This window comes from Sulfurirhabdus autotrophica (assembly GCF_004346685.1).
In the GTDB taxonomy this organism is placed as follows: domain Bacteria; phylum Pseudomonadota; class Gammaproteobacteria; order Burkholderiales; family SMCO01; genus Sulfurirhabdus; species Sulfurirhabdus autotrophica.
This window is the reverse complement of the sequence record NZ_SMCO01000012.1, coordinates 64,548-90,370: the sequence shown is the minus strand read 5'-3', so window position 1 is coordinate 90,370 and position 25,823 is coordinate 64,548. Positions and strand designations below refer to the sequence as shown.

The following is a 25,823-nucleotide window of genomic DNA, read 5'->3' as shown; positions in this document are numbered from 1 at the left end:
CGGGACCTGCCAAAAAGTTTAGATGGACTTTACAAAAACCTTGGAACGCCGTTGGAAATTATAAAGATCTCGCTTTTGCTTTGGTAACTGATCCACATCACTTTCTTTAAAACCATGCTCTATAAACCAGTGGGCTGTCCGGGTAGTCAGCACAAACAATTTTTCTATGCCTTTGCTTTTTGCTTCATCCTGTACGCCCTGTAGCAACCTGCCACCACGCCCCGAACCCAGATAATCTTTATGAATAGCCAAACAAGCCAGCTCAGCTGCATTTTCCTCTGCAAACGGGTATAGCGCCGCGCAACCGATGATCATACCGTCATGTTCCAGCACCGTAAACCGCTCAATTTCCATTTCCAGTAACTCACGGCTCCGACGCACCAGCACCCCCTCGGCCTCTAAAGGCTCGATTACCTGAAGCACCCCGCCTACATCATCGATTGTTGCCTGCCTGAGATTTTCAACCGGGTCTTTGGACACCATCGTGCCTATGCCTTCATGGGTAAACATTTCCAGCAACACCGCTCCATCAGCATGACGGCTGATCAGGTGAGCACGGGCAACCCCTTTACGGCAGGCACGTATCGCACAAGGCAGATACAGCCCCACGTCTTCCGGGAGCGCTTTGGATTTAAGCAACAATTTTTCAGCCTGCTGTGCGGTCAACTCTTTGAGTAAAGTACCGGCTTCATCGACCACCCCGGCTGTATCCATTAAAAACATCATTTTTTCAGCACCCAACGCAACAGCGGTGGCAGTCGCAACGTTTTCAAGCGACAGGTTAAATATTTCACCTGTTGGAGAATAACCCAAGGGAGAGAGCAAAACGATTTCTCCCTGATCAAGCCTGCGGCGAATCCCCTCAGCATCAACCTTCCTCACTTCACCTGTATGCTTGAGATCCACCCCTTCTCTCACGCCCATTGGCATTGCGATAACAAAATTCCCACTCGCCACGCGGATACTGGAACCCGCCATGGGTGAATTAGCCAAACCCATGGAAAGAAGTGATTCAATCTCCACCCGCACTTTGCCGACAGCCTCTTTAACGCAAACCAGCGCGGCTTCATCTGTCACCCGCAGGCCATTGACGTAATGTGCAGTAACATCACTTTCGCTAAGGCGTGCTTCAATCTGCGGACGGGCGCCATGTACCAGCACCAAACGAACGCCCAGGCTGTTTAGCAGATTCAGATCATGTACCAGTTCCACAAATTTTCCGTCACTCACCACCTCACCACCAAACGCGACCACAAAAGTCTTGCCGCGAAAAGCATAGATATAGGGAGCAGCAGAACGGAACCACTGCACAAACGTTTCAGTATTGGTATAGATAGAAAGGGACATTATTTTTCTCATGCGCCTCACGACGCTTTATCCATTAATAAACGCACATCAATGAGGCAAAAAGATATAAGGCGTATGTGACAAAGCACAAATGCAACCTTGATCTTAGCTTAACAGTTGGCTTTACATCCTGCTGCCTTACCAACTCTGCGCCTCTTATTCTCTCAGGTGAAATCAACTAAGGCTTGAGATTTACCCAGAAAAATTTTCTTATAAGCAACAAGTTAACACTATTCTTCAAAACGCAAAAGAATTCAAAAATCACCCCAAAGCATTTGCATCGCCGAAATCGCCGCCAGAGCAGCGGTTTCAGTTCTCAAAACCCGCTGTCCCAGTTTGACTGGAATAAAACCAGACACCGCAGCAGACACCTCTTCTGACTCTGAAAACCCCCCTTCAGGCCCCACCAGAAAAACAATCGGTCCCTGTGGTGCAGCAATCTCTTTCAATCCCTCTTTCGCATACGGCGATAACGTCAGTTTGAGCGTTGAAGTCACCTTTTCTTCCAACCAATGATTAAGCGACATAATCGGTGCAACTAGCGGTACACGATTGCGCCCACACTGCTCACACGCCGAGATCACCACACTTTGCCAATGCTGCACGCGTTTAAGCGCTCGCTCACCCTCCAGGCGCACCACACTTCGGCTGCTGATTACCGGTTGGATCGCTGCCACACCCAGCTCAACCGCTTTTTGCAAAGTAAAATCCATTTTCTCACCGCTGGAAATGGCCTGGACCAGTGTCATATTTAACGGCGACTCGCACTCACGGTCAAGCCAGGCACCCGTTTTAACAGTCACATCTTTTTTTCCGGCTTGAACAATGGTGGCTTCATATTCACCCCCCTGCCCATTAAACAAGGTAACCCGGTCATCGGTTTTTAACCGTAAAACCCGTGTAGCATGGTGTGCCGCCTGCTCTGACAAGGTAATTTGACGATCTGCCCCTAAATCCCCTGAATGATAAAACCGCGAAAAACCCATGCTCGAATTGCTCCATAGAATATACCTGCTCATGTTAATATATTCTCAATCGCATTGGGCGAAGATATGCCCACTTTATTAATTGGAGATCACGAAATATGGTAAGCCTGCAAACACCCATTTGTGATTTTGGCAGAAAAGCAATTGACTTTGATTTGCCTGGTGTTGATGGCAAGCGCTACCGGTTAGCCGATATCAAAGGTGAAAACGGACTGCTGGTCATGTTCATTTGCAATCATTGCCCCTACGTCAAAGCAATTCGTGACCGCATTGTCCGCGACACGCTGGAACTGCAACAACACGGCATCAACAGCATTGCCATCATGTCAAATGACCCTGCCGAATATGACGAAGACTCTTTCGAAAATATGAAACGGGTGGCCGAAGCGTATCAATTTCCTTTTCCCTATGTCTGGGACGAAACCCAGCAAGTTGCGAAAGCGTATGATGCCGTCTGCACCCCGGATTTTTTTGGCTTTAACGCCAATCTGGAACTGCAATACCGGGGACGCCTGGATGAATCTCGCAAGGAAAGCGCGGCAACCAGCGCTCACCGCGATCTTTTCGAAGCCATGGTGCAAGTCGCCCGAACTGGCAAAGGGCCAATTGAACAGATTCCCAGCATGGGTTGTTCAATCAAATGGAAAAACAACGCGTGACAGGATCGAATACATTACAACGCGTCATTGACGTGGTCAAAGCTGTTGCACAAACGGAGATCATGCCGCGCTACCTGAAAGTTGCGCGCCAGCACAAAGCGGATGGCAGCCTGTGCACAGAAGCAGATATTGCGTCTCAGGCCGCCCTCACACAAGGTTTGCAGAAAATACTGCCTTATCCGGTATTGGGCGAAGAAATGCCCTTTGAAAAACAAAAAGCACAGTGGCTCGCTGGAACAGAAGGCTTGTGGTGCATTGATCCCATTGACGGCACCTCCAATTTTGTCAATGGATTACCTTATTTTGCTGTTTCCGTTGCCCTGATGCGTCAAGGACGCAGCGTACTGGGCGTCATTTACGACCCCGTATCAGACGAAATTTTCTATGCAGAAAAAGGGCATGGTGCCTTTCTCAATGGAGAAAGCTTACCGATCAAGGAATATGCTCCCTATTTTCATCAGTGTATGGCAGGCGTTGATCTTAAGCGCCTGGACAATAAATTAGCTGTGCAACTGGCAAGTGCGCCTCCTTACAGCTCTCAGCGCAACTATGGGGCAAGCACACTGGACTGGTGTTACGCTGCAGCAGGTCGCTTCGACCTATATCTTCACGGTGGCCAAAAATTATGGGACTATGCAGCTGGCTCGCTTATCCTGGAAGAAGCTGGCGGAAATATGTGCACACTCACCATGGAATCATTTTGGGATGATGATGTATGGCAACGTTCTGTGATTGCCGCTTTAAATCCCGACCTGTTTCAGGCCTGGAAAGCTTGGATTCTGACAGCTAATAAATGTTAGTGTTGAGGGCATAAAAATATTTTTATGCCCTCAATTCTGCTTTGCCTGCAGCATTTAAACCCCCTGATTTCAAGCCTTTCCCACTATGAACGACCATCAATCCCCAAACAAAGCAATCACTTATGCGCTATTGCCCAAAAAGCCTGCATAGGCGATAATCAGAACTTTTCTTTGGTTTAGGCTGAGCCAGGTGAGGTCACCCCTAAAAACCACGGAATAATGATTCATTTGGCTTCTACAAAATCCAGTATTTCTTGGTAGCCAGTTAATCAATATTTTAAAGACGAGCGCTGCTCGCAGAAATTTCACCCTCCCGCCACTATAACTGGCGTGAGGAAAACATATTTATACAACGGGAATGAGAGAAATTATGGCAACTCGCAATGATTTAGCAAACGCCATCCGTGCACTCGCCATGGATGCAGTTCAAAAAGCAAACTCCGGTCACCCTGGAGCACCTATGGGCATGGCAGAAATTGCCGAAGTATTATGGAATCATCACCTGCGCCATAACCCGGCCAATCCAAAATGGTTCGACCGTGATCGTTTCGTTCTGTCCAATGGTCACGGCTCCATGCTGATTTACGCACTGCTTCATTTAACTGGCTACGACTTGCCAATTGATGAACTCAAGCGTTTCCGTCAAATGCACTCCAAGACACCAGGCCACCCAGAGTACGGCTATACCGCCGGCGTAGAAACCACTACTGGCCCATTGGGACAAGGGATTACCAACGCAGTAGGTATGGCGCTAGCTGAAAAAATTCTGGCCAATGAATTCAACAAGCCAGATCATGAAATCGTTAACCACCACACCTATGTATTCATGGGCGATGGTTGCCTGATGGAAGGCATCTCCCACGAAGCCTGTTCACTGGCCGGCACTTTGGGTCTGGGCAAGCTGATTGCCTTCTGGGACGATAACGGCATTTCCATTGACGGTCACGTTGAAGGCTGGTTCACCGACGACACACCAAAGCGCTTTGATGCTTATGGCTGGCATGTGATTGCCAATGTAAACGGTCACGACGCAGTTGCCGTAGACGCCGCAGTACAAGCAGCCAAGAAAGTAACCGACAAGCCAACCTTGATCTGCTGCAAAACTGTCATCGGCAAGGGTTCCCCTAACAAAGAAGGCACCCACGATGTACACGGCGCAGCATTGGGCGATGCTGAAATTGCAGCTACCCGCGCGCACATTGGCTGGAATCACCCTCCTTTTGAAATCCCGCAAGATATCTATGAAGGTTGGGATTGCCGCACCAAGGGCGAAGGCCTCGAGTCTTTGTGGAACAACAAGTTCACTGAATACACCAAAGCCTTTCCAAAAGAAGCCGCAGAATTTACGCGCCGCATGAATGGCGATTTGCCTGCCAACTGGAATGCACATGTAGACGCTTTCATTGCCAAGGTAAATGAAAAAGCCGAGACCATTGCAACGCGTAAAGCCTCACAAAACAGTATTGAAGGTCTAGCTCCAGCACTGCCAGAAATGGTGGGCGGCTCTGCCGACCTGGCTGGCTCAAACCTGACCCTGTGGTCTGGTTCCCACCCTATTCGCAAGGCAGGCGGAAACTACGTCAACTACGGTGTGCGTGAATTCGGCATGACCGCAATGATCAACGGCATGACGCTGCACGGTGGCATAATGCCTTACGGCGCGACATTCCTGATGTTCTCTGAATATGCTCGCAATGCGCTGCGCATGTCAGCATTGATGAAAATTCGCAACATTCAGGTATTCACCCATGACTCAATCGGCCTGGGTGAAGACGGTCCAACCCATCAGCCAGTGGAACAAACAGCTACTTTGCGCATGATTCCTAACATGGACGTATGGCGCCCATGTGATACCGTTGAATCCGCTATCAGCTGGGTAAGTGCCATTGAGCGAAAAACTGGCCCAAGCAGCCTGATTTTCAGCCGTCAAAATCTGGCATTCCAGAAGCGCGATGATGCACAAATCGCAGCGGTTCGCAAAGGCGGTTATGTCCTGGCTGATGCAGCCAACGCCAAAATGGTGCTGATCGCTACCGGCTCCGAAGTAGCCCTGGCTATGGATGCCAAAAAAGTGCTGGACGAGCAAGGTATTCCTACCTGCGTAGTTTCTATGCCATCTACCAATGTTTTCGACCGTCAAGATCAAGCTTACAAGGACAGCGTACTACCTAAGGGCGTTAAACGTGTTGCCATTGAAGCTGGTGTAACTGGGTTCTGGTACAAATACGTAGGTCTGGATGGTGCTGTTGTTGGTATAGACACCTTCGGTGAATCCGCGCCTGCACCAGAATTGTTCAAGCACTTTGGCTTCACTGTTGAGAACGTCGTCAACACTGTTAAGAGCATCGCGTAAATATATTGATCACAGCACGCTAAGACACCTCTTGGGTGAGACTAAACTTACTCACCCTTAAGATTGGTTTGGCGATTGCTGTGGCAACAATTTTTTTGTTTTAACACTTGAGGAGTAACAACAATGACTATTAAAGTCGGTATCAATGGCTTTGGCCGTATTGGCCGTATGGCGTTCCGCGCAATTGCAAAAGATTTTCCTGAAATCGAAGTTGTTGCTATCAATGACTTGCTTGAGCCTGATTACCTGGCCTACATGTTGAAATTCGACTCTGTACATGGTCGTTTCAATGGCGAAATCTCAGTTGACGGCGCCAATATGGTGGTGAACGGCAAAAAAATTCGCCTGACCGCTGAGCGCGACCCAGCCAACCTGAAATGGAACGAAGCAGGCGCAGACATCGTGATTGATTGCACCGGTTTTTTCCTGACCAAAGAATCCTGCGATGCTCACATTAAAGCTGGCGCAAAGAAAGTAGTTCAATCCGCTCCTTGCAAAGACGACACCCCAATGTTTGTATACGGTGTGAACCACACCACTTATGCTGGCGAAGCGATTGTTTCTGCAGCTTCCTGCACCACCAACTGCCTGGCGCCGGTAGCCAAAGTATTGAACGACAACTTCGGCATCAAGCGCGGTTTGATGACCACAGTACATGCTGCCACCGCAACACAGAAAACCGTTGACGGTCCTTCCAGCAAAGACTGGCGCGGTGGACGTGGTATTCTGGAAAACATCATTCCTTCTTCCACCGGCGCTGCCAAAGCAGTGGGTGTAGTGCTTCCAGCATTGAAAGGCAAGTTGACTGGTATGGCTTTCCGCGTTCCTACCTCAGACGTGTCCGTAGTTGATCTGACCGTTGAGTTGAACAAAGAAGCGTCCTACGACGATATCTGCAAAGCCATGAAGGCTGCTTCTGAAGGCGAGATGAAAGGTGTATTGGGTTACACTACAGAGAAAGTGGTATCAACAGACTTCGTTGGCAATACCGCACCTTCCACCTTTGACGCTGAAGCCGGTATCGCACTGGATTCCACCTTCGTTAAAGTCGTGGCCTGGTACGACAACGAGTATGGCTATACTTGCAACATGCTGCGTTTGGTTAAGCACATCGCCAAGTAATATGCTCTGACACAGAAGCACAGCGTTACATGGAAATCATTTCTTTGTAGCACTGTGCTTCTGTGTATTTATATGTAACACAAGATTTACCACAAAGATGCACGCTGCATTCACATAAAAAATGTGCCCCTTTGTGGTAGATTTTAATAGTTAAGGAGTAGCAACATGTCCGTCATCAAATTGACCGATCTAGACCTCAAAGGCAAACGCGTTTTTATCCGAGCCGACCTGAATGTGCCTGTTAAAGATGGCAAAGTAACCTCAGATGCACGTATCACCGCATCCATGTCCACCATCAACTATTGCATCAATGCAGGTGCAAAAGTCATGGTCACTTCTCACCTGGGCCGTCCTGAAGAAGGCGTATGGTCAGAAGAGAACTCACTCAAACCTGTTGCTGACACCATTTCACAAAAGCTGGGCAAATCGGTTCGACTCATCAAAGACTGGATAGATGGCGGATTTGATGTTGCCGAAGGCGAACTGGTCGTTCTGGAAAACTGCCGAATCAACAAAGGCGAAAAGAAAAACGTCGATGAGACTGCCAAAAAATATGCCGCACTATGCGATGTATTTGTGATGGACGCATTTGGCACCGCTCACCGCGCTGAAGCTTCCACCCACGGCATCGCCAAATTTGCACCCGTTGCCTGTGCTGGCATTTTGCTGACAGAAGAACTGGAAGCTCTGACCAAAGCCCTGCTGAGCCCAGCTCGCCCTATGGTAGCTATCGTTGGCGGATCCAAAGTATCCACCAAACTGACCGTACTGGAATCCCTGTCAGAAAAAGTTGATCAGATGGTAGTGGGTGGCGGTATTGCCAATACCTTCCTGAAAGCATCCGGCAAACCTGTTGGCAAATCACTATGCGAAGATGATCTGGTTCCTACCGCTCAAGCATTGATGAAAAAAATGACAGCACGTGGTGCAACCATTCCTATTGCTGTAGACGTTGTAGTAGGCAAAAAATTTGATGCCAATGAACCTGCGGTACTAAAAGATGCAGGGGCAGTAACAGACGACGAAATGATTTTCGACATTGGTCCAAAAAGCGCTCAGGAAATCGTGGATATCATCATGAAAGCTGGCACAGTAGTATGGAATGGTCCGGTTGGCGTGTTTGAATTTGACCAGTTCGGTGAAGGCACCAAGCAAATCGCAATGGCAATTGCCAACACCAAAGCATTCACCCTTGCGGGCGGCGGCGATACCATAGCCGCTATTCAGAAATACGATATCTTTGACAAGGTATCTTATATTTCTACAGCCGGTGGCGCTTTCCTGGAATTCCTTGAAGGCAAAAAACTACCCGCAGTTGAGATTCTTGAGCAGCGTGCCGCCAAGTAATCTCATTGAATATCAGGGTGCATGAGAAAATCAATATTTATTAAATTTCTGCACCCCAATTTTATAATTTATAATGGCGGAGTGAGTTTACTTCACTCCTTATAATATTTTGAGCCGGAAGCAACAAATATAGGTAACGCTATATACCCGCGACTCTGTGGCGAAAGAATACATGTTACGTAGAACAAAAATTGTTGCAACACTAGGCCCTGCTTCTGACGATCCTAAAATTCTTGACCGAATGATTGAAGCTGGTGTCGACCTCGTCCGTTTGAATTTTTCTCATGGCACCTCGGAACAACATATCCAGAGAGCTGAAGCCGTGCGATCCCTGGCTCGGGCCCGTGGCAAAACCGTTGGTGTTTTAGTGGACCTTCAGGGACCAAAAATTCGTATCGGTAAATTCGCAGACAAATCCATCACACTAAAAAACGATGACACCTTTATTCTTGATGCCAATTGCGAACTGGGTAACCAGGAACGTGTGGGACTGGATTACAAGGAACTGACCAACGATGTCAGCCGCGGCACGACCTTGTTATTGGACGACGGTCGAATTGTCATGTGGGTAGAGCGGGTTGAAGGCGCAGAAATAATCTGCAAGGTAATCCAAGGTGGCCCGCTATCAAATAACAAGGGTATCAACCGTCAAGGTGGTGGACTTTCAGCTGCAGCACTGACAGAAAAAGACATCGAAGACATCAAAACTGCTGCTCAACTTAAAGCGGATTATGTCGCAGTATCATTTCCTCGTTGTGGTGCCGACATGCAGCTCGCACGGGAATTGCTGCGCGCAGCCGGTGGAAAAGGCATGCTTCTCGCCAAGATTGAACGCGCTGAGGCCATTACTGCATTAGAAGAAATTGTAGATGCATCTGATGCCATCATGGTGGCCCGAGGCGATCTCGGCGTTGAAGTGGGCGATGCCGCCGTACCTGCACTACAAAAACGCATGATCCGGATCGCACGGGAACGGAACAAGCTGGTGATTACCGCCACGCAAATGATGGAATCCATGATCAACAGCCCAATTCCCACCCGGGCTGAAGTTTCAGACGTGGCCAATGCTGTTATTGATGGAACAGATGCCGTCATGCTTTCAGCCGAAACAGCCGCAGGAAGCTACCCGGTAGAAACGATTGCTGCTATGAACCGCATATGCATTGAAGCAGAAAAGGAAAACGAGCCAATTCTAGGCCAGTACCGTTTGGACAAGGGGTTTACCCGTGTGGATGAATCAATCGCCATGGCCGCAATCTTTACAGCGAACAACTTGAATGTTAAGGCAATTGCTGCTCTGACCGAGTCTGGTTCTACCTGCTTGTGGATGTCACGGATGAACTTGGGCGTGCCAATATACGCCTTGACACCCGAAGTTGAAACACGTAGAAAGGTAACCTTGTTCCGCGGTGTTTACCCAGTCAACTTCAAAACTGCATCAAAAGATCGTGAGCAGCTATTGATGGAGGCTGAAGACGAATTACGCCGCCGTGGCGCTGTGCGTGATGGTGACCTTATCGTACTCACCATCGGCGAACCCATCGGCATGGCAGGTGGAACCAATACCATGAAACTGGTTAAAGTTGGGGAACGCAATAAGTCCTAACTAAATAAGGACTTGGCTGCTCTGGTCCCAATACCCCCTGAATTTTGATTTTTTGCAAAAACCGGCCAACAGGCTATACGTTAATTTTTAATTTAAGGAGATCTTAAAATGGCTCTAGTTTCATTGCGTCAACTACTGGATCACGCTGCAGAAAATGGTTACGGCCTACCTGCTTTCAACGTGAACAACCTGGAACAAGTTCAGGCAATCATGCAAGCTGCTGACGAGTGCAACAGCCCGGTTATCATGCAAGGTTCGGCAGGTGCTCGCAAGTACGCTGGTGAAGCCTTCCTGCGCCACCTTATTGCTGCGGCAATTGAAGCCTATCCACACATTCCTGTTGTGATGCACCAGGATCACGGTGCTTCTCCAGCTGTATGTATCAACGCTATTCGCTCTGGTTTCTCCAGCGTGATGATGGACGGTTCCTTGCTGGAAGATGCAAAAACCCCTTCAAGTTTTGAATACAACGTTGAAGTTACCCGTAAAGTAGTTGAAATGTCCCATGCAGTGGGCGTATCCGTTGAAGGCGAGCTGGGTTGTCTGGGTTCACTGGAAACCGGAATGGGTGAAAAAGAAGACGGTCAGGGCGCTGAAGGCGTTCTCAGTCACGATCAGCTTTTGACCGATCCTAACGAAGCAGCAGAATTTGTAAAAGCAACCGGCGTTGATGCACTGGCTATCGCTATCGGCACCTCACACGGCGCTTACAAGTTCACACGCCCTCCTACCGGGGACATTCTGGCTATTAATCGTGTTAAGGAAATTCATGCACGTATTCCTAACACTCACCTGGTTATGCATGGTTCTTCTTCCGTTCCTCAGGATTGGCTGGAAATCATCAACAGCCACGGTGGCGACATGGGTCAGACCTACGGCGTGCCAGTTGCAGAAATCGTGGAAGGTATCAAGCACGGTGTACGTAAAGTGAATATCGATACAGATTTGCGTATGGCTTCTACTGGTGCAATTCGCAAGCATCTGGCTGAAAACCCAAAGAACTTTGATCCACGCAAATACTACGCAGTAGCGATGTTAGCAATGAAAGAAATCTGCAAGGCACGTTTCACTGCCTTCGGTTCTGCTGGTCAAGCTAGCAAGATCAAGCCGATTGATCTGGACACCATTGCTTCCATGTACGCCAAAGGCACACTGAAAGCAGTTGTGAAGTAAGTTTTAAAGTATCATTAAAAAGGGCGACCAGTTGGTCGCCCTTTTTTTATGCATACAAAGCGAACGAAAAGAGATTCGAATTTATTACAAGGATGACAAAGGAAGGCCTGCAGCATAATAAGCATTCCAATCGTCTTCTCGGCGCCCTGGCGATTTCCTTCTCTCACTGGACGGGAGAAGCTCCATGAGCCGCTGAATCGGCTCACATCTATCTGATACCCTACGTTCCGCTGGCAGATATTCTACTTCATAAACTGGCAGTGCATCATGTCTGGACATGATCTACTCCTATAGTGAGCCAAGTTAAGTATTTATTATTATATTGGGTCATATGATACCCATATTGTTATATGCTTGCACACATATACCAAAGTGTCAATTTACAATATACAACTGTAACTAACTAGCATAATTCCATTACGAAATAATGTGCGTTATGCTTATCGTAAAAAAATCTTGGCGGTGCATTTTTACTCGCATTACAACTTGAAAACTACTTTAGCTTGCTTGCGCCATTAATTCTGCTGCCTCGTCCAATAAAAACTTTTTGAATGCCAAAGAGACAACAGAAAGCCTTTTGTTCGCTCGATGGACAACAAACCAGTGCCGCATGATGGGAAATGACTCTACATCTAACACCGCAAGCCGGTTCAATTCCAACTCCAGTGCTAAAGTATGGATAGAAACAATCCCTAATCCCAAACCTGCTTGTACTGCTTGTTTGATCGCCTCATTACTGCTCATTTCCATACCGGTTGTCAACCTGATACCGTGCAGAGAGAAAAAACGTTCCATTGATATTCGTGTGCCTGAGCCTTGTTCACGCACAAGAAAGGTCTCATTTTGCAGACGTTCCAAAGGAATACTTTTTTCAACGACAAGAGGGTGATTAACAGGGGCAATAATCACCAGAGGGTTATCCATAAAAGATTCTGCCACGAGATCCAAACCATCTGGCGGCTGACCCATGATGGCCATATCCATTTCATTATGAGCAAGTTGATTGAGCAAAGTTTCGCGGTTAGTCACGTTCAAACTGACAGTCACATCAGGAAACCGTTGAATAAAAGTCGCCAGTAACTGAGGTGCAAAATAATTAGCTGTGCTAGCTACTGAAATCTTCAACTTACCGCGCTTAACCCCTTTCAACTCATTAATAACGGCTTCTGCTTCTGTTAGTTGCTGAGCGATGGTTCGGCTGTAATGATATAACTCATGGCCAGCCTCAGTTAGAAAAATCTTTTTCCCCAGTTGCTCAAACAGAGAAAGTCCCACATTTTCTTCGAGCTGCTTGATCTGCATAGAAACAGCGGGTTGCGATAAATGCATTTCTTCCGCAGCACGCGAATAATTCAAATGGCGCGCTACAGCTTCAAACACGCTCAATTGCCGAAAAGTCAGATGTAACATTTAAGTTGAACTATAATAATGAATTCCAAGCAGGAAAATAACCATAAGTAATAGCTTATCATAATTATCATAAATACTGAATGTTACTTATAGCGCACTATCTGTATAGTGCATTACCAATCAGCCGCTAACTGCAATATGGCTGGCGTGAAACTGACTTTGTTATTAACTAGGAGATTGTTATGGCTGTAAAATCATACAACGCCGGTGTAAAAGAGTACCGCGCAACCTACTGGACGCCGGAATACACACCACTGGATACCGATATTCTTGCGTGTTTCAAAATCACCCCTCAAGCCGGTGTGGATCGCGAAGAAGTTGCCGCTGCTGTTGCTGCTGAATCCTCAACCGGTACATGGACCACAGTGTGGACCGATCTGTTGACCGATCTGGATTACTACAAAGGTCGCGCATATCGCATTGAAGACGTACCTGGTGATGACACCTGCTTCTATGCTTTCGTTGCTTACCCAATCGACCTGTTCGAGGAAGGATCTGTTGTTAACGTATTGACCTCTTTGGTTGGTAACGTATTTGGTTTCAAGGCACTGCGCGCACTGCGTCTGGAAGACATCCGTTTCCCAATCGCTTACGTAAAGACCTGCGGTGGGCCTCCTCAAGGTATTCAAGTAGAACGCGACAAGATGAACAAGTATGGCCGTCCAATGCTGGGCTGTACCATCAAGCCTAAGCTGGGTCTGTCTGCAAAGAACTACGGTCGCGCTGTATACGAATGTCTGCGCGGCGGTTTGGACTTCACCAAAGACGATGAAAACGTTAACAGTCAGCCTTTCATGCGCTGGCGCGATCGTTTCGAATTCGTACAAGAAGCCACATTAAAAGCTGAGCGTGAAACCGGTGAGCGTAAAGGTCACTACCTGAACGTTACCGCTCCTACACCAGAAGAAATGTACAAGCGCGCAGAATTTGCTAAAGAAATCGGCGCACCGATCATTATGCATGACTACCTGACCGGCGGTTTGACTGCTAACACAGGTTTGGCTAATTGGTGTCGTAACAACGGCATGCTGTTGCACATTCACCGTGCTATGCACGCTGTGCTTGACCGCAACCCGCACCACGGTATTCACTTCCGCGTATTGACCAAGGTACTGCGTCTGTCTGGTGGTGATCACCTGCACTCCGGTACCGTTGTAGGTAAACTGGAAGGCGATCGTGAAGCTACTTTAGGCTGGATCGACACCATGCGTGACGAATTCATCAAAGAAGATCGTAGTCGTGGTCTGTTTTTCGATCAAGACTGGGGGTCCATGCCAGGCGTATTGCCAGTAGCTTCTGGTGGTATTCACGTATGGCACATGCCAGCTTTGGTAAACATCTTCGGTGATGATTCCGTGTTGCAATTCGGTGGCGGTACATTGGGTCACCCATGGGGTAACGCTGCAGGTGCAGCAGCTAACCGTGTTGCGCTGGAAGCTTGCGTAGAAGCACGTAACAAGGGTGTAGCCATCGAGAAAGAAGGTAAAGACATCCTGACCAAGGCAGCAGCAAACAGCCCTGAACTGAAAATCGCTATGGAAACATGGAAAGAAATCAAGTTCGAGTTTGACACTGTTGACAAGCTGGACGTTGCTCACAAGTAAGAATGGTCTATCCTGCATCGGCCCAGGCCGATGCAGGATTTAACAAACGAATCAATATGAAAAGGATGAATCATGAATGAAGTGATGGATTATAAATCGCGCGTAAGCGATCCAGCCAGCCGCAAGTTTGAAACTTTCTCCTACTTGCCTGCAATGTCTGATGAAGACATCAAGAAACAAGTGGAATATCTGATTTCAAAAGGCTGGAACCCAGCTATTGAACACACAGAACCAGAGCATTTGATGGACTCATACTGGTACATGTGGAAACTGCCTATGTTCGGTGAAACCGACGTTAGTGTGGTGCTGGCTGAAGCATTGGCTTGTCACAAAGCCAACCCAGACAACCATGTTCGCCTGATTGGTTATAACAACTTCAACCAATCCCAAGGTGCATCCATGGTGATTTACCGCGGTAAAACGGTTTAAACCCAAGCGGCAGGTTAAAAACCTGATATAAGCCCCCGTTGCCGCGAGGTGGCGGGGGCTTTTTATTTAAATATCAGTCATCAGCTATCTGTTGTTAGTAAGAAATGCGAAATGCACAATTGCTGAAAACTGATAGCTGATCGCTGAACCACAAGGAACTGACATGAACGACGTTATCAAGCAGTACATTGTTGAGAAAGAACCCTACTATCACTCTGTCACAGACGAGGTGGCGCTTTACGAAGCTGCTTATTCAGTACGTATGCCCATGATGTTGAAAGGCCCGACTGGTTGCGGTAAAACCCGTTTTGTTGAATATATGGCGTGGAAACTGCAAAAGCCGCTGATCACCGTTGCTTGTAACGAAGACATGACTGCCTCTGATCTGGTTGGTCGTTTTCTGCTAGATGCCAATGGTACCCGTTGGCAGGATGGTCCATTAGCGCTTGCAGCTCGTTATGGCGCAATCTGCTATCTGGATGAAGTAGTGGAAGCACGTCAGGACACCACCGTGGTTATCCACCCTTTGACTGATAACCGTCGCGTTCTGCCGCTTGAAAAGAAAGGTGAATTGATCAATGCACACCCTGACTTTCAGCTGGTTATTTCATACAACCCTGGGTATCAGTCCCTGATGAAAGATCTGAAGCAATCCACCAAACAACGTTTTGGTGCCTTGGACTTCAATTATCCCTCACATGACATTGAGACCGAAATCGTCACGCACGAAGGCGGAGTCAGTGCGGATATTGCTGACAAACTGGTTTCAATTGCCGAACGCGCCCGCAATTTGAAAGGGCACGGTCTGGACGAAGGGATTTCTACCCGGATGCTGGTGTATGGCGCAAGTCTGATCGCAAAGGGCGTAGACCCCAAGGATGCCTGCCGCGTAACACTGGTTCGCCCGATTACGGATGATCCTGATATGCGTGATGCACTGGATGCCGCAGTCACAACCTTTTTCTAAGTGATTAACCGCAAAGGCGCGGGGAGGCTTCACTGTAAAACTCTCTGCGCCTCCATGCCTCTTCCTTAATGACTTGATTCTATTTCCCGGGGAAATAGAAAGGTCTGCCAAGCTGAGGCAACGAAAACAGTACAAATAGCCCGGCTAAGAGCCGAAGACGAAGCCACAGCAGTTATCGTTTATATTTGGAATTGGAATGATCCATGAGCATTAATCTCGACGATTACAAAGAAATTCTCGACGAACTCACACCGGAATCGCAGGAAACACTGCGTTCAGCCTGGGTAGAGGCCGCCAAGATATTCTCGCCACAAGGGCTCGACCATTATCTGAAAGGTGCGCTTGCATTGCGGCGACTTGGTCGCGGCTGCGAACTGGTTGCAACCTGGCTGGACGAAGCGCCTCAGGTCGCCAAAGAAGTGGGTGAAGATGTCGTCGCCGACTTGATACAAACAGCCATGAACTTGTCTTCCAAGACCTCCGGTGCTGTAATTGAGTTGATGCTGGCTACCGCGCCTACGGCGGCTAAACGCTTGGGCGATGGTCAATTATTTGTCAAATACCTGCAGTTTCTTAGCCTGCTGGTAGCCCAGGCTCCCCGTGGTGTCCGTCCCATGCTGGACAATCTGGAAGTATTATTTAACCAGCTCACCCTCGGTGGACTGCGTCGTTGGGCACTGTGGGGTGCCCAGGCACACCGCACAGACTATCCTGAACAAGTCCTATACTTTGGCCTCCAGAGCAAAGAGTCTCTGGCTGTTTTGCAAAATGAGCGCAAAGGCACGTTGTTCATAGACGTTCAGCGTCGGATTAACATGTACCTGCGTGCACTTTGGGCCCGCGACTTCTTCATGCGCCCTACTTCCGGCGACTTTGAGAAACGCGATGGCTACAAACCATTCATCGAGGGATATTTCATTCACGTACCGGATGCCTTTGACGATTATGAAGGTATCCCAGGTCTTGAGCTTTATCGGGCAGCCAGCGCCCATTGTGCAGCGCATCTGGTTTACACACGCGATCCTATCTCAGCTGAATCTATCAACCCATGGCAAATGGCAGTGATCTCCGTGATTGAAGATGCGCGGGTTCAAGCTTTATCAATTCAAGGTTTCCCGGGTCTTAAGCAAATCTGGTCGCAGTTTCACTCTGCAAACCCTGCCCAGTCAGCCTCCGCTGGCGACTACCTTAACCGTCTTTCCCGGGCATTACTCGACGACAAGTACGAAGACAATGACCCCTGGATAGCGCAAGGTCGTACGCTGTTCAAGGAAGGCGCGGACCAATTTCAAAGCAATCAGATTTCATGGGATATTGGCGTCACACTTGCCCATGCTTTTATGGAAAAACGTATCCCGTTTAACCCTCGCACTGATATTTTGACTGCACCTTACCTTGACGACAACCGTTACTTCTGGGAGTTTGAGGAGTTCGATTTCAATAAATCCCTCGCTGCCGGATTTGATTCGCCCAAGCAGTTGCGCAAACGCGTCACCTTGATGGAAATGGTCAACGAGATCGACACCGAGCTTGCAGGAGATGATGCACAGGAAATCTGGACACTCGGTACCGAGCTGTTTCCTTATGAGGATATGGGATTGTCTTATAATCAGATGGAAGGCAAGGAACCCGTTTCTGAGCCTTTCCACTACTCTGAGTGGGATTACCAGATTCAGCTGGAGCGCCCAAGTTGGGCTACCGTGCTGGAAAAGCGGGCCAAGTCAGGTGACTTGCAAATCATTAACGACATTACTGCGCAACACAAGCGCGTTATTTCGCGCATGAAATTTTTGCTGGATGCAATGCAGCCCCAGGGCGTGCAACGCATACGCAAGCTGGAAGACGGTGATGAGGTGGATATCAATGCCGCTATCCGCTCCATGATCGACATCCGTATGGGACAACAACCAGACCCACGTATCATGATGCGCTCTGTACGCAAAGTAAGGGATATTTCAGTGATGGTATTGCTGGATCTCTCAGAATCCACTAACGACAAAGTAGCAGGCCAGGAATTTTCCGTGCTTGAACTAACCCGCCAGGCTTGTGTATTGCTTTCCGATGCGATTAGCAAGATCGGCGACCCCTTTGCTATTCATGGTTTCTGTTCAGATGGCAGGCACAATGTCGAATACTTCCGCTTCAAAGATTTCGATCAGCCATACAATGACGAACCTAAAGCCAAACTGGCAGGCATGACCGGCCAACTCTCTACCCGTATGGGTAGCGCAATTCGCCATGCGAGTCATTATCTCAAAATGCAGCGTTCAACCAAGAAATTGATGCTGGTGATCACTGATGGAGAACCTGCTGACGTGGATGTGCGTGATCCACAATACCTGCGCCACGACACCAAAAAGGCCGTTGAAGAAGCGGGGCGATCCGGAATTGTGACGTACTGTATGAGCCTCGACCCACGTGCAGACCAGTATGTATCACGTATTTTCGGAGCCAAGAATTTTATGGTGGTGGATCACGTGGAACGGTTACCGGAAAAACTTCCGTTGCTTTATGCTGGACTAACACGTTAAGTCAGCACTCCCTGTGCAAGATTGATGACAAGAAAAACAGCCTTTGATTCAAGCCCGATCAACACCAAATACAGCTAAACTGTTTTATGGCGTTGATCAGGGCATTCCAGTAAAATCACATCTTCGCAGAGCCGCATTTAGAAGCAGCGACCTCAGCCAAATTGAAACAGGAGCTCGCATGGCCATTAATAATTTTCGTGATTTCAATCGCAAGTCGCTGGCGCTGGTCGAACACCTTGGTTTGCTCGTCATCGTCATTGCCACCGTGATAGCCACAATCACTGAAATTGGCACGATGTTCAGAGCGGGTGAAGTCAAACTGGTAGACCTGTTGATGCTTTTCCTGTTTCTGGAAGTATTGTCCATGGTTGGCCTTTATTACCGTTCAGGTAAATTGCCAGTGCGTTTCCCGCTGTATATCGGCATGGTGGCACTGGCTAGATATATGGTACTGGACATGAAGGAAATGGATGAATGGCGCATGCTGGCGGTGACCGGTGCAATTTTATTACTGGCGGTGGCTGTTCTGGTCATTCGCTATGGACATACACGCTTCCCCTATAACGAAGACGAAGGTCACGGCTAATAGGCAACTGGAGAATTGAAATGAACAAAACTGTCTATGTCGGAATTCACAAAGATGTACAAGGTGGCATGACCCATATTGGGAAAGTGATCAAGGATGCCTGGGTATTTGGCTTGCTACCTGAAACAGAAACTTGCGAAGGATGGTTACCTGCCCAGATTCAGGTATTGTATGAAAAAGTTTATGCAGCATGGGAACCCTATGGCCACCTTCCCAGCCGCATGCCAGATGAGCTACGTGAGCGCTACACCAAAATTCAGGGTGAAGCGATAGAACGCGGTCGCCAGCATGGCTGGAACCCTGAACTAGGTGATGACGACTAACAATTTAGATGGGCCGCACAGTGTGATTTTTGCAGTTACCGTTTTATCTCGAATTTAAGCACTTTGGCTGGCGTTGCAGCTTTTTCTTTTGATGCTGCAGCAACCAGTACTTTATGAAATTCGCTCTGCAAGCGAGGCATCAGAGATTTGCTGTGCGAGTAATAGTAGACCGCTTCATACGCAACGGGGTCATCCAAAGATGCACGATCCTGTGGTGAGAAATGCTGCCAGGCAATATCGATCAGGCTTTTGCGTTCCCCGTCAATGAACACAAATTCTGTGGCATCCAGAATAGCCAGATATTGCATGGAGCGAATGGGTAGAAACACAACACCTGTGGAGCTTCTGGCTACCAGGGTTTTTGCCAGATTATACGAAGCTGCAGGGATTTGATTACTTTCCCGCAGCAACTCAGTATCGCGGTAGCAGGTAATATCCATAGTAATTCTGTGTTGTTGAAACGCGTATTTTATTATAACGCCTGTTTGGCACGGAAAATAGCCAGGCATGAAATTTTTAACATTTGGACATCCAACGGAGTTGTAACATGAGTAAACCCATGTACCAATCAAGCATCATGAGCCTGCCTTTGCTTAATCGCGGCAAAGTGCGCGACATTTATGATGTTGACGCAGATCATCTCCTGATCGTCACCACTGATCGGCTTTCCGCTTTTGATGTCATTCTGCCTGACCCCATTCCCGGGAAAGGCGAAGTGCTCACTTCAGTGGCCAATTTCTGGTTTGAAAGACTCAAACATATTGTGCCCAACCAATTGACTGGAATCGATCCAGAATCAGTGGTTTCACCGGAAGAACGTGATCAGGTAAAAGGCCGCGCTACCGTCGTGAAGAAGCTCAAGCCGCTCCCTATTGAAGCGATTGTACGGGGCTACCTGGTTGGTTCAGGATGGAAGGAATACCAAAAATCCAGCAGTGTATGCAGCATCCCGCTGCCTGCTGGCCTGAAAGAAGCCGACAAATTGCCGCAACCGCTATTTACCCCTTCCACAAAAGCTGAAATGGGCGCTCACGATGAGAACATCAGCCTGGCCGAAGCAGAAAAACTCATGGGTAAGGAACTGGCGATGAAAGTCAGCGAGATAGCTATTGCCCTTTACAAAGAGGCAGCCGACTTTGCTGCCACCAAAGGTATTATAATTGCCGACACCAAGTTTGAATTCGGATTGGATAATGCTGGCACCCTGTATTTGATCGACGAGGCATTGACACCGGATTCATCCCGCTTCTGGCCAGCAGACCAATATGCTCCCGGCTCTAATCCGCCCAGTTACGACAAACAGTATGTACGTGACTATCTGGAAAGCATCAAATGGAACAAACAGCCTCCTGCCCCAGTTTTACCTGCTGAAGTCATTGCAAAAACCACCAAAAAATATCGCGAAGCCCTGACCAGGCTCACCGCCAATTAAACAGGGAAAGAAGAATTTATGAATCACATTGATAAGCTTGTCGATGGCTTCAAACGCTTCAAGGAAAGTCGCTTTACTGAAAACCGGGCTCTTTTTGATCAGCTAGCTCAAGGCCAACAACCGAAAACCATGATCGTTGGTTGTTGCGATTCAAGGGTCGATCCAGCCATTATCACTGATTGCGACCCTGGCGATTTATTTATCATTCGCAACGTGGCCAACCTTGTCCCACCATACGAAACCACAGGCAATTTTCATGGAACCAGCGCAGCACTGGAATTTGGCGTGCGCAATCTCGGTGTAGAAAATATCATTATCCTGGGACATGCCAAATGCGGCGGCATCCGCACATTGATGGAAAATGCCGCACCATCAGAAGATCAGAGCAGTTTTGTGGCTGGGTGGATGAAAGTAGCCAGCCATGCTCGTAACCGGGTACTCTCACGTTTGCCAGGAGAACCTGTTTACAAGCAGGTACAAGCATGCGAAAAAGAAGCCATACTGGTTTCTCTCGATAACTTGTTAACTTTTCCGTGGATATTAGAACGGGTTGCGCAAAAAAAGCTCACCCTGCATGGCTGGTACTTCGATATCGAACAAGGAGAGCTTTTACATTACAATTCAAATACCAACAACTTTGAAACATTTTCCTGAGTGGGCGTGACGAATAGGGAGACAACCAGTTATACTTTAATCACCTGATACTTGATTACAACCAACTGTTTTATACAGGATAAAAAACTGCCTAGATGAAACTCTCCCAGTTTGCTGCAAATTTGGCTGAAGTCAGATCAAGACAGGTACTCCGGGCTGGTTTTTCGCTGGTGTTGCTGATTATAGCGTTCATCGTTATTTTTGGTCTCAACAGACTAACTAAGGTTCATGAATCCCTGGCAGAAATTGTAAACAATGAGCAAGTTGCCATTGAAATGCTTTTTCGCATGCAACAGGCTTCCCGCGACCGATCCCTATTGTTGTACCGTATTGCCTCCACTCAAGATGCATTTGAACGCGACGAACAAATTCTCAATTATAGAAATTTGGGGGCACAGTTCGGGGAAGCTCATCGTAAATTAAAAGAGCTGCAGTTCAATGAATCTGAGAAGGCTTTACTCAACCAGCAATGGGAATATGCTCTAGCCACACAAAAAATCCAGAAACAAGCCATAGAAATGGTCACGGATGGCCAGATTCAGGCTGCTCAAAACTTATTAAGCATGCAGGCCATTCCGGCACAAAACAAAATTCTGGATTCCATCAATAATCTGCTTGATTTTGAGATCAAGAAATCACACAAGAATACGCTATTGCTCCAAAAACAACAGGGAAAGACCCGTATTTTTATGATCACAGGTGGTATTCTGGCTGCCCTATTCGTAGGATTTATCGCCTATTTCGTCAATAGCCGCGTACACATGCTGATATCCAACCTCTCCGATACGGCGCAAGAGCTGAATGAAACCAATAAGCACCTCGAGTTTATGCAACAGGCAGTGGATCACCACAACATCGTCAGTATTGCAGACGTAAACGGTAACATTACATTTGTAAACGATCTGTTTTGCCAGATCAGCCAATACTCAAAGCAGGAACTGATTGGCAATAACCATCGCCTCCTAAAATCTGGAATGCAGCCCGACGCAATTTTTGAAGAACTCTGGCAAACTATTTCCACAGGCAAAATTTGGCAAGGGGAAATCTGCAACCGAAAAAAACACGGGGGGCTTTACTGGGTGGCAACCACCATTTTGCCTATGTTGGATAACTCTGGTCTCCCGTACCAATACATTTCAGTTCGCACCGACATTTCAAGCATTAAAGAGGCGCAACAGGTACTTTTACGCAGTAAAAATGATCTTGAAAATATGGTCCATGCTCGAACCCTTGAACTGGAGGAACGAGATGAAGTATTGCAGAGCATTACCAATGCAGCGCAGGATGCGGTCATCATGATCGACAATCAGCAAAACATTACTTTCTGGAATCCAGCCGCCGTAATCATGTTTGGCTACACACCTGAAGAAGCAACGGGCAGCAATTTATATAATTTGATTACCCCGCCCAAATACCTTGATGCATATAAGGCTGCTTTTACCACTATGCCCAAAAATGAGGCTCAAGCTTTAAGTGGTGCTACAACCGAATTGCATGCGCTTAGACGGGATTGTTCAGAATTTCCCATTGAAATTTCCGTATCCAGCGTAAACCTGAAAAATAATTGGCATGCAGTCGCTATCGTCCGAGATATAACCGCTAGAAAGTTAGCTGAAGAACAGCTTAAACAATTGGCCACAACAGACCCCTTGACAGGTCTCTTTAACAGACGACGCTTCAATGAAGTCTTGTATGCCGAGCTTGCCCGGGCAAAGCGCTACGCTACACCGCTATCACTCATTATTTTCGACATCGACCACTTTAAACAGATTAATGATCAATTTGGCCATCCCATCGGGGATCAGGTATTAATCCAGCTTTCAGCACTCATATCAAATACCCTTAGAGAGGCAGACGTCCTGGCACGTTGGGGAGGAGAAGAGTTTACCATTTTAGCGCCAAACTGCGACCTCCAATGCGGCCGTAGATTTGCTGAAAAATTACGTATGACCATTGAAACTTACGAATTCACGGATGTGAGTAAGGTAACTTGCAGTTTTGGTGTAACCGAATATCGTGAAAATGACGATCAGTCTACGCTTGTTAAACGTGCTGATCATAGTTTGTACAGAGCAAAGCAGATGGGTCGTAATCGCGTAGAAGTTGAGTAGGCTGCCCATGAGAACATCCACAATAAGTTAAAACTTATCAGGTAACAAATAAGGCAGCATTATTTATACTGTTAGAATAAGCTCCACGCCATTTTCACGCCAAGCGTATACAACAAAACAGCAAAAATCTTTTTCAGTTTTGTAACCGGTAACTTATGCGCCAATCTGGCACCCCAAGGTGCTGTCATCATACTGGCTAGCACGACGCCTGCCAGTGCGGGCAAATACACAAACCCCAGACTGTATTGCGGCAAATCTTTTACTGCCAGACCATTCGCGACATACCCTACGGCCCCCGCAACCGCTATGGGAAAACCAATGGCAGCAGAGGTCCCTATAGCCTGATGCATTTTCACGTTGCACCATGTCATGAAGGGCACCGACAATGTCCCACCACCGATTCCTACCAGACTGGAAACACCGCCAATTACATTACCAGCTGCAAACATCCCTCCCAAACCCGGCAATTGATGCGTTGGTTTTGGCTTGATATTGAGCAGCATCTGCGTGCCCACATAAAACAGAAAAATCACAAAAAACACTTTCAGAAAATGGGTAGAGAGGTGTGCCGCTAACACACTCCCTAACAAAGTGCCGGTCACAATCCCGGGCGTAATGGTTCGCACAACTTGCCAATTGACTGCAGCATGGGCATGGTGGGCACGTAAACTGGCCACAGAAGTGAACATGATGCTGCCAAGAGAAGTACCCAACGCCAGGTGTAGCATTGAAGCTTCAGGAAAATGCTGCGCTGTAAAAATAAATACCAGCACAGGTACAATAATCAGTCCGCCACCCACTCCCAGCAAGCCTGCCAAAAATCCTGCAAAGAGTCCCAGCAACAGATATAGCACCCAAAAAAATTCCAATGCGTTAGCCTTGTGCTTTCATGCGCAGGGCTTCTGCATTAAAAGCGCCATCGATCTTGTGCACAATATCTTCCACCAGACGAAAGCCCTCTACCGGCGCATCATCTTTCATAAAAAACAGGCGAATGGGACCAATCGAAGTAATCGCTACAGCTCGGGTAATTTCCCCATTGATATCTGCCAGACCACTTTTTGCAAACATGTCTGCAATCACTTGTCCCGCCAACTCATTTTTATGGGTTTTATTTTGGGCTTTGGATAAGGTTTCTGCAGGGTCACCATCCATGATGTCATTTTTACAGTTTGACCCCAAATAGCCTAATAATTCTGCGAAAGTCATTTTTTCTCCTTAATGCTGTAAGATTAATCCGTCGCGCAAGCTTGCGCCACAGGTTTGTTCAACGCGTTGAATGTAGTACATCAAATCCATTGGTACCGTCACTCCATCCAGCAATTGCAGTGGAAATAAATCACAGGCAATAACCAAATCTGCCGCAGAAAGCCGGCCACCCGTATAAAACTTGTTTTTCCCCAGATGTTTTGCCAATTCCGGCAAGCGGGATAATCCGGACAACTGCTGAAAACCATCATATCGGTCATTCGACATGGCCTCCACACTCATTCCAAAACGTTGCTGCACGGCCTCTTTGTATGCTGTTAACGTCAATTCACTGGCACTGATATCCTGAAAAGCAGGCAGAACCGGCGCATACAGTCGCTGCAGCACATTATCAACCGACATACGCCAGTTTAATAATGCTTGCCATGCCGTTTCATCAAGTATTCCTTCAAACAACGGTTCTCCGCCAATCCAGCCATCCAGATTTTTCAGAATAGCCAAAGAATCTGTTTGCAGTGACCCATCTTCCAATTGCAATACCAAAGGTGCGCGGGCGATGCCTAGCTCAAAAAAAGTAGCATCATCGTCCTGTGCCAAAGCCACACATTCATGGGCCACTGCTTTAAAGGCCAATGCCAGACGAATGCGCTGCGATGGCATTGACGACCAGAAATGATAAAGCCGAATCACAGAATGCTCGTGATGAAATCCCATTCTTTAGGGTCCACGGGGGTAATGGACAAGCGGTTCCCTTTTTGCAGAATACGCATATGCTCCAGCTCCGGGTAGCTACGTAACTCTTTAATGCTCACCAGCCGGGTTTTCTTCACCAGCTGCACATCAACATTCATCCAACGCGGGTTTTCCGGTGTTGCTTTGGGATCAAAATATTTATTGTTTACGTCAAACTGGGTTTCATCCGGATAAGCAAGCTTGCCTACAACGGCTAAACCAGCAATTCCCGGCTCATCACAGCTGGAATGATAAAAAAAGACTTTATCCCCCACTTTCATCTGGTCACGCATGAAATTACGTGCCTGATAATTTCGTATGCCATACCAGGCAACTGACTGATTTGGCATCGCCGCCAAATCATCCACACTCACATCCGAAGGTTCCGACTTCATTAACCAATAACGCATTATCGCTCCTGTTTGGTACAATTCCCCACTAC

25 protein-coding genes are annotated in these 25,823 nt (G+C 47.6%); 16 read left to right on the top strand and 9 right to left on the bottom strand.

Annotation, left to right across the window (positions count from 1 at the left end; genetic code table 11):
- Nucleotides 1-18: 18 nt before the first annotated feature.
- Nucleotides 19-1,347 carry an amino-acid N-acetyltransferase gene (gene argA / locus EDC63_RS12155; RefSeq protein WP_223248186.1) on the bottom strand — a complete coding sequence of 443 codons (1,329 nt, stop codon included), beginning with the start codon at nucleotides 1,345-1,347 and terminating at the stop codon, nucleotides 19-21.
- 254 nt (nucleotides 1,348-1,601) lie between these two features.
- Nucleotides 1,602-2,333 (bottom strand): 16S rRNA (uracil(1498)-N(3))-methyltransferase, encoded by a 732-nt coding sequence (locus EDC63_RS12150; protein ID WP_124945500.1) that lies wholly within the window; start codon nucleotides 2,331-2,333, stop codon nucleotides 1,602-1,604.
- A gap of 98 nt (nucleotides 2,334-2,431) precedes the next feature.
- Between EDC63_RS12150 and EDC63_RS12145 the strand changes: the two genes are divergently transcribed.
- The 7 genes from EDC63_RS12145 (at nucleotide 2,432) to fba (ending at nucleotide 11,393) form a co-directional block, all read left to right on the top strand.
- Entirely contained in the window at nucleotides 2,432-2,992 is a 561-nt protein-coding gene (locus tag EDC63_RS12145) for a thioredoxin family protein (RefSeq protein ID WP_124945499.1), read from the top strand.
- Nucleotides 2,974-3,792 (top strand): inositol monophosphatase family protein, encoded by an 819-nt coding sequence (locus tag EDC63_RS12140; protein WP_124945498.1) that lies wholly within the window; start codon nucleotides 2,974-2,976, stop codon nucleotides 3,790-3,792. Before EDC63_RS12145 ends, EDC63_RS12140 begins: the two co-directional genes overlap by 19 nt.
- A gap of 370 nt (nucleotides 3,793-4,162) precedes the next feature.
- Nucleotides 4,163-6,145, top strand: a complete 1,983-nt coding sequence (tkt, locus tag EDC63_RS12135) for a transketolase (RefSeq protein WP_124945497.1) — start codon at nucleotides 4,163-4,165, stop codon at nucleotides 6,143-6,145.
- 123 nt (nucleotides 6,146-6,268) lie between these two features.
- Complete coding sequence (gene gap / locus EDC63_RS12130) at nucleotides 6,269-7,267, top strand: type I glyceraldehyde-3-phosphate dehydrogenase (RefSeq protein WP_124945496.1); 999 nt, start codon at nucleotides 6,269-6,271, stop codon at nucleotides 7,265-7,267.
- A gap of 165 nt (nucleotides 7,268-7,432) precedes the next feature.
- Nucleotides 7,433-8,614 carry a phosphoglycerate kinase gene (locus EDC63_RS12125; RefSeq protein WP_124945495.1) on the top strand — a complete coding sequence of 394 codons (1,182 nt, stop codon included), beginning with the start codon at nucleotides 7,433-7,435 and terminating at the stop codon, nucleotides 8,612-8,614.
- 172 nt (nucleotides 8,615-8,786) lie between these two features.
- Nucleotides 8,787-10,220: a pyruvate kinase gene (gene pyk, locus EDC63_RS12120; protein ID WP_124945494.1), complete on the top strand. Its 1,434-nt coding sequence runs from the start codon at nucleotides 8,787-8,789 to the stop codon at nucleotides 10,218-10,220.
- Nucleotides 10,221-10,328: 108 nt separating this feature from the next.
- Nucleotides 10,329-11,393, top strand: coding sequence for a class II fructose-bisphosphate aldolase (gene fba / locus EDC63_RS12115; protein ID WP_124945493.1), 1,065 nt, complete (start codon nucleotides 10,329-10,331; stop codon nucleotides 11,391-11,393).
- Between the two features lie 84 nt (nucleotides 11,394-11,477).
- Here the strand turns inward: fba and EDC63_RS12110 are convergent, their stop codons facing one another.
- Both EDC63_RS12110 and EDC63_RS12105 read right to left on the bottom strand, forming a co-directional pair.
- Nucleotides 11,478-11,672, bottom strand: a complete 195-nt coding sequence (locus tag EDC63_RS12110; RefSeq protein ID WP_124945492.1) for a hypothetical protein — start codon at nucleotides 11,670-11,672, stop codon at nucleotides 11,478-11,480.
- 219 nt (nucleotides 11,673-11,891) lie between these two features.
- Nucleotides 11,892-12,803: a LysR family transcriptional regulator gene (locus EDC63_RS12105; RefSeq protein ID WP_124945491.1), complete on the bottom strand. Its 912-nt coding sequence runs from the start codon at nucleotides 12,801-12,803 to the stop codon at nucleotides 11,892-11,894.
- Nucleotides 12,804-12,985: 182 nt separating this feature from the next.
- Here EDC63_RS12105 and EDC63_RS12100 point away from each other — a divergent pair, with 182 nt between their 5' ends.
- The 6 genes from EDC63_RS12100 (at nucleotide 12,986) to EDC63_RS12075 (ending at nucleotide 19,243) form a co-directional block, all read left to right on the top strand.
- On the top strand, nucleotides 12,986-14,407 hold the full coding sequence (locus EDC63_RS12100) for a form I ribulose bisphosphate carboxylase large subunit (protein WP_124945490.1): 1,422 nt from the start codon (nucleotides 12,986-12,988) through the stop codon (nucleotides 14,405-14,407).
- Between the two features lie 72 nt (nucleotides 14,408-14,479).
- The gene (locus EDC63_RS12095) at nucleotides 14,480-14,836 is read left to right on the top strand and encodes a ribulose bisphosphate carboxylase small subunit (protein ID WP_124945489.1); all 357 of its coding nucleotides are present in this window, start codon (nucleotides 14,480-14,482) and stop codon (nucleotides 14,834-14,836) included.
- 163 nt (nucleotides 14,837-14,999) lie between these two features.
- Nucleotides 15,000-15,803: a CbbQ/NirQ/NorQ/GpvN family protein gene (locus tag EDC63_RS12090; RefSeq protein WP_124945488.1), complete on the top strand. Its 804-nt coding sequence runs from the start codon at nucleotides 15,000-15,002 to the stop codon at nucleotides 15,801-15,803.
- A gap of 203 nt (nucleotides 15,804-16,006) precedes the next feature.
- Nucleotides 16,007-18,334 (top strand): nitric oxide reductase activation protein NorD, encoded by a 2,328-nt coding sequence (locus EDC63_RS12085; protein ID WP_124945487.1) that lies wholly within the window; start codon nucleotides 16,007-16,009, stop codon nucleotides 18,332-18,334.
- A gap of 178 nt (nucleotides 18,335-18,512) precedes the next feature.
- Entirely contained in the window at nucleotides 18,513-18,920 is a 408-nt protein-coding gene (locus EDC63_RS12080) for a phosphate-starvation-inducible protein PsiE (RefSeq protein ID WP_124945486.1), read from the top strand.
- 20 nt (nucleotides 18,921-18,940) lie between these two features.
- Nucleotides 18,941-19,243 (top strand): hypothetical protein, encoded by a 303-nt coding sequence (locus EDC63_RS12075; RefSeq protein WP_124945485.1) that lies wholly within the window; start codon nucleotides 18,941-18,943, stop codon nucleotides 19,241-19,243.
- A gap of 35 nt (nucleotides 19,244-19,278) precedes the next feature.
- Here EDC63_RS12075 and EDC63_RS12070 read toward each other — a convergent pair whose 3' ends face one another.
- Nucleotides 19,279-19,683: a hypothetical protein gene (locus EDC63_RS12070; RefSeq protein WP_124945484.1), complete on the bottom strand. Its 405-nt coding sequence runs from the start codon at nucleotides 19,681-19,683 to the stop codon at nucleotides 19,279-19,281.
- A gap of 107 nt (nucleotides 19,684-19,790) precedes the next feature.
- Between EDC63_RS12070 and EDC63_RS12065 the strand changes: the two genes are divergently transcribed.
- From EDC63_RS12065 to EDC63_RS12055, 3 genes are all read left to right on the top strand, one after another.
- The gene (locus EDC63_RS12065) at nucleotides 19,791-20,675 is read left to right on the top strand and encodes a phosphoribosylaminoimidazolesuccinocarboxamide synthase (protein WP_124945483.1); all 885 of its coding nucleotides are present in this window, start codon (nucleotides 19,791-19,793) and stop codon (nucleotides 20,673-20,675) included.
- An 18-nt stretch (nucleotides 20,676-20,693) separates the two neighbouring features.
- Nucleotides 20,694-21,329 carry a carbonic anhydrase gene (locus tag EDC63_RS12060; protein ID WP_124945482.1) on the top strand — a complete coding sequence of 212 codons (636 nt, stop codon included), beginning with the start codon at nucleotides 20,694-20,696 and terminating at the stop codon, nucleotides 21,327-21,329.
- Between the two features lie 95 nt (nucleotides 21,330-21,424).
- Entirely contained in the window at nucleotides 21,425-23,440 is a 2,016-nt protein-coding gene (locus EDC63_RS12055) for a diguanylate cyclase (RefSeq protein WP_124945481.1), read from the top strand.
- Between the two features lie 71 nt (nucleotides 23,441-23,511).
- Here EDC63_RS12055 and EDC63_RS12050 read toward each other — a convergent pair whose 3' ends face one another.
- From EDC63_RS12050 to EDC63_RS12035, 4 genes are read right to left on the bottom strand one after another with little or no spacing between them, the layout of a single operon-like run.
- Nucleotides 23,512-24,309, bottom strand: a complete 798-nt coding sequence (locus tag EDC63_RS12050) for a sulfite exporter TauE/SafE family protein (RefSeq protein ID WP_124945480.1) — start codon at nucleotides 24,307-24,309, stop codon at nucleotides 23,512-23,514.
- 4 nt (nucleotides 24,310-24,313) lie between these two features.
- Nucleotides 24,314-24,649, bottom strand: a complete 336-nt coding sequence (locus EDC63_RS12045; protein WP_124945479.1) for a hypothetical protein — start codon at nucleotides 24,647-24,649, stop codon at nucleotides 24,314-24,316.
- A gap of 9 nt (nucleotides 24,650-24,658) precedes the next feature.
- A complete protein-coding gene (locus EDC63_RS12040) occupies nucleotides 24,659-25,363 on the bottom strand; it encodes a glutathione S-transferase family protein (RefSeq protein ID WP_124945478.1) in 705 nt (234 codons plus the stop codon).
- On the bottom strand, nucleotides 25,336-25,791 hold the full coding sequence (locus EDC63_RS12035) for an EVE domain-containing protein (protein WP_124945477.1): 456 nt from the start codon (nucleotides 25,789-25,791) through the stop codon (nucleotides 25,336-25,338). Before EDC63_RS12035 ends, EDC63_RS12040 begins: the two co-directional genes overlap by 28 nt.
- Nucleotides 25,792-25,823 lie beyond the last annotated feature (32 nt).